The 3,569-nt window shown below is 62.8% G+C and carries 5 protein-coding genes and 1 pseudogene; all 6 read left to right on the top strand.

Features of this window, described 5'->3' with window-relative positions:
- Positions 1-392 precede the first annotated feature (392 nt).
- The gene (locus ACLFQI_RS12495; protein WP_410759796.1) at positions 393-755 is read left to right on the top strand and encodes an ATP synthase subunit I; all 363 of its coding nucleotides are present in this window, start codon (positions 393-395) and stop codon (positions 753-755) included.
- A 15-nt stretch (positions 756-770) separates the two neighbouring features.
- Positions 771-1,637 carry a F0F1 ATP synthase subunit A gene (atpB, locus tag ACLFQI_RS12490; protein ID WP_410759795.1) on the top strand — a complete coding sequence of 289 codons (867 nt, stop codon included), beginning with the start codon at positions 771-773 and terminating at the stop codon, positions 1,635-1,637.
- Between the two features lie 44 nt (positions 1,638-1,681).
- Positions 1,682-1,915: a F0F1 ATP synthase subunit C gene (atpE, locus tag ACLFQI_RS12485; RefSeq protein ID WP_200246175.1), complete on the top strand. Its 234-nt coding sequence runs from the start codon at positions 1,682-1,684 to the stop codon at positions 1,913-1,915.
- A 60-nt stretch (positions 1,916-1,975) separates the two neighbouring features.
- Positions 1,976-2,446 carry a F0F1 ATP synthase subunit B gene (locus ACLFQI_RS12480; protein WP_410759793.1) on the top strand — a complete coding sequence of 157 codons (471 nt, stop codon included), beginning with the start codon at positions 1,976-1,978 and terminating at the stop codon, positions 2,444-2,446.
- Positions 2,447-2,455: 9 nt separating this feature from the next.
- Positions 2,456-2,995 (top strand): F0F1 ATP synthase subunit delta, encoded by a 540-nt coding sequence (locus ACLFQI_RS12475; protein ID WP_410759792.1) that lies wholly within the window; start codon positions 2,456-2,458, stop codon positions 2,993-2,995.
- Between the two features lie 13 nt (positions 2,996-3,008).
- Positions 3,009-3,569, top strand: a pseudogene (locus ACLFQI_RS12470) (F0F1 ATP synthase subunit alpha); the annotation flags it as partial.

Below are 3,569 nucleotides of genomic sequence, written 5' to 3'. Positions count from 1 at the left end.
GGCGGTTGGTGATCAATTACAACAGCCTCGATGAGCTGGACGGCATCCTGGCGCATATCCAGTAGCGGCGCCTCGTTGGAGAACGCCGAGCAGGCCTCGCCCGCCTCCGCTCACTGCGCCGAGTATAGGCAATCTCGATGATGTCTATCGATAGATCCAAGTCGGGTCTGGGCGCGCGCCCCAAGGCTGTCGCTGAGGGTTTGATTCGTAAGCGATTTTCTCTGGCGCGCCGGGCCGCGCGGGGGCGCTGGGGCGGGCGGTTTCGGCCCGGATCCGGCGATCCGGCGATCTATCGACGTTGACCAGTATATTCAACGGAACTTATACTCCGTGAGCTTTAGGAGGGCGGCCGAATTTCAACCAAAACGGACAATCCGAGTCTTCCAGATCGCGTGCAGCTCAAACGGCTGCTCGTCTGGCAAGCGCTAGTCGCGGCAACGGCCGTTGCCGCAGCGATCCCGTTTGGAACAAATGCGATGGTCGCGGCGGCGCTGGGTGCCGCCGCCTGCCTTCTCGCGAATTGGTACTTCGCATACCGCGTCTTTCAGCGCTATCAGGCGCGCGAGCCCGGTCAATTGCTCGCCCGTATCTACGGTGCCGAGCTTGCGAAGATTGCAATAGCCCTAGCCGTTTTCGGCCTGGCATTCGCGACACTGGACGATCTGAATCCCCTGGCGCTGTTCGCAGCCTATCTGGCGGTTCAGGTGTTGCCAGCGATTGTCGCCCAGCGCCCGGATGCACGCTCGAACAGCTAAGAAGAGACCTCATCGATGGCCACTGCAGAGCTCACCGCCAGCGACTACATCCAACACCATTTGACCAACCTGACCCTGGGTTGGCTGCCGGAGCAAGGCCTGGTGTTCGCCCACGATGCCGAGGAAGCCGCCGCCATGGGCTTTTGGGCCCTGCACGTCGACAGCTTGCTCTGGTCGATCGGCCTTGGCGTGCTCTTTCTCATCGGCTTTCGCAAGGTGGCGGATCGGGTCACCGCCGGCGTGCCCGGTAAGACGCAGAATTTCATCGAGTGGATCATCGATTTCGTCAACGAGAACGTGCGCGGTTCGTTCAGCGCCAAGAACGACATGGTCGCTCCGCTCGCGCTGACCATCTTCGCCTGGGTCTTTTTGATGAACCTGATGGACCTGGTGCCGGTGGATCTCATTCCCTGGGCGTTCGGCCAATTCATGGGGCTCTTTGGCGCCGATCCGCATCATGTCTACATGCGCGTGGTGCCGACCACCGATCCGAACATCACCTTTGGCATGGCGCTGGCGGTGTTCTTCCTGGTGCTCTACTACAGCATCAAGATCAAGGGCGTGGGCGGCTTCGTCGGCGAGCTGACACTGCATCCGTTCGGTAAGTTCGGCATGCCGGCCAATCTGATCCTCGAGGGCATCAGCCTGCTGTCGAAGCCGCTCTCGCTCTCGCTGCGACTGTTCGGCAACATGTACGCGGGCGAGATGATCTTCATCCTGATCGCGCTGATGTATGGCCACACGCTGGTGCTCAACCTCGGGGGCGGTGCCTTGCAGTTGGCCTGGGCGATCTTCCACATCCTGATCATCACCCTGCAGGCGTTCATCTTCATGGTGCTGACCATCGTCTATCTCGACATGGCGCATCAGACCGATCACTGATCTTTTCCTTTTCACACAACCGTCTTCCCGAGGGGGAAATTCAAATGGAAATCGCAGAAGCTCTTATCATCGTCGCGGCCGGTCTGATGCTGGGTCTGGGCGCCATCGGCGCCGGTGTCGGCATCGGCGTGCTCGGCGGTCGTTTCCTCGAAGGCGCCGCGCGTCAGCCCGAGCTGATTCCGATGCTGCGCACCCAGTTCTTCATCGTCATGGGTCTGACCGACGCGCTGCCAGTCATCGCCATCGCGATGGGTCTGTACGCGATGTTCGCCCTCTGATCTCGTCTCGTCCCGGCCGGACAGCACCGCTCACCGCGCGTCCCCCAACGAGGCACTAGGATGAACATCAATCTGACCCTCATCACCCAGATGATCGCCTTCGCGGTCTTCGTGGCGTTTTGTATGAAATACGTCTGGCCGCCGATCATGAAGGCGCTGGACGAACGGGCGACCAAGATCGCCGAAGGCCTGGCAGCCGCTGAGCGCGGCCACCAAGAGCAAGAGATCGGACGCCAGAAGGCGCTCGAAGAGTTGAAGGCGGCCAAGGCCAAGGCGGCCGATATCGTTGCGCAGGCGCAAAAGCGCTACAACGAGGTCATGGACGAGGCCAAGCGCGATGCCCAAGGCGAGGCCGAGCGCATCAAGACGGCCGCGCATGCCGAGATCGAACAGGAAACCAATCGGGCGCGCGAGGAATTGCGCGAGCGCATGGCGTCGCTCGCCGTGGCCGCCGCCGAGAAGGTCCTTGAAAAAGAGGTCGATGCCAGCGCGCACAAGGCGTTGATCGACTCCTTCGCGAAACAGCTTTAGGACACGCCGATGGCCGGAGACAGCACAACCATCGCGCGCCCCTATGCCGAGGCCGCCTTCGAGGTGGCCCAGGCCGGTAACACGCTGGACGCTTGGTCGGAGGCGCTGAGCAAGCTCGCCGCCATCGTTGCCGACCCCGGGGTCGCGTCGCAGATCGGAAATCCAAATCTCAGCGATAGCACGCTGCTCGACCTGATCTTTGGGGTCGCCGGCGAGGGGTTGAGCGTCGAGGTCCAGAACCTGGTGCGTCTGCTCGCCGAGAACGAACGTCTCGGCGTCCTGCCTGATCTGGCGCGTCTGTTCGAGGCCCGCAAGACGGCGGCCCAGGGCGTGCGCCACATCCAGATCCGCAGCGCCTATGCCCTCTCGGCCGCCGAGCAGGAGAGCCTTCAGTCGACGCTGAAGCGCCATTTCGGCGCCGACGTGGAGCTGACGGTCGAAGACGACCCCACCTTGATCGGCGGTCTCGAGGTGCGTGCCGATGACGTCGTGATCGACGCCTCGGTGCGCGGCAGGCTGCGGCAGCTGGCTAACGAATTGCAATTCTGAACGGGACACCGCCATGCAACTCAATCCCTCCGAGATCAGTGATCTCATCAAACAGAAGATCGAGCAGTTCGACATCAAGACCGAGGCGCGAGCCGAGGGCACGATCGTCAGCTTGACCGACGGTATCGTCCGCATCTACGGGCTCTCCGACGCCCAGTACTACGAGATGCTGGAGTTTCCGAACAACACCTTCGGGCTGGCGCTGAACTTGGAGCGAGACTCGGTCGGTGCCGTGATCCTGGGCGACTACACCCACCTCTCCGAAGGCGACTGGGCACGCTGCACCGGCCGCGTGCTCGAGGTGCCGGTGGGCGAAGGGCTGCTCGGCCGCGTGGTCGATCCGCTCGGCACGCCGCTCGACGGCAAGGGCCCGGTCGAGGCGGCCGCGCAATCCTCGATCGAGAAGATCGCGCCCGGCGTCATCGCCCGCCAGTCGGTCGACCAGCCGATGCAGACCGGCCTCAAGGCCATCGACGCCATGGTGCCGGTCGGCCGTGGCCAGCGCGAGCTGATCATCGGCGACCGTCAGACCGGTAAGACCGCGGTCGCCATCGACGCCATCATCAACCAGAAG

It is taken from the genome of Halochromatium sp., assembly GCF_046541315.1.
Taxonomy (GTDB): Bacteria; Pseudomonadota; Gammaproteobacteria; order Chromatiales; family Chromatiaceae; genus Lamprobacter.
The sequence above is the reverse complement of the archived record's forward strand: the minus strand, read 5'-3'. Positions and strand labels throughout refer to the sequence as shown.

Coding starts and splice junctions, on each gene's coding strand:
- atpB (WP_410759795.1), top strand. CDS start 771: ATGGCCACTGCAGAGCTCACCGCCAGCGACTACATCCAACACCATTTG.
- atpE (WP_200246175.1), top strand. CDS start 1,682: ATGGAAATCGCAGAAGCTCTTATCATCGTCGCGGCCGGTCTGATGCTG.
- ACLFQI_RS12475 (WP_410759792.1), top strand. CDS start 2,456: ATGGCCGGAGACAGCACAACCATCGCGCGCCCCTATGCCGAGGCCGCC.
- ACLFQI_RS12480 (WP_410759793.1), top strand. CDS start 1,976: ATGAACATCAATCTGACCCTCATCACCCAGATGATCGCCTTCGCGGTC.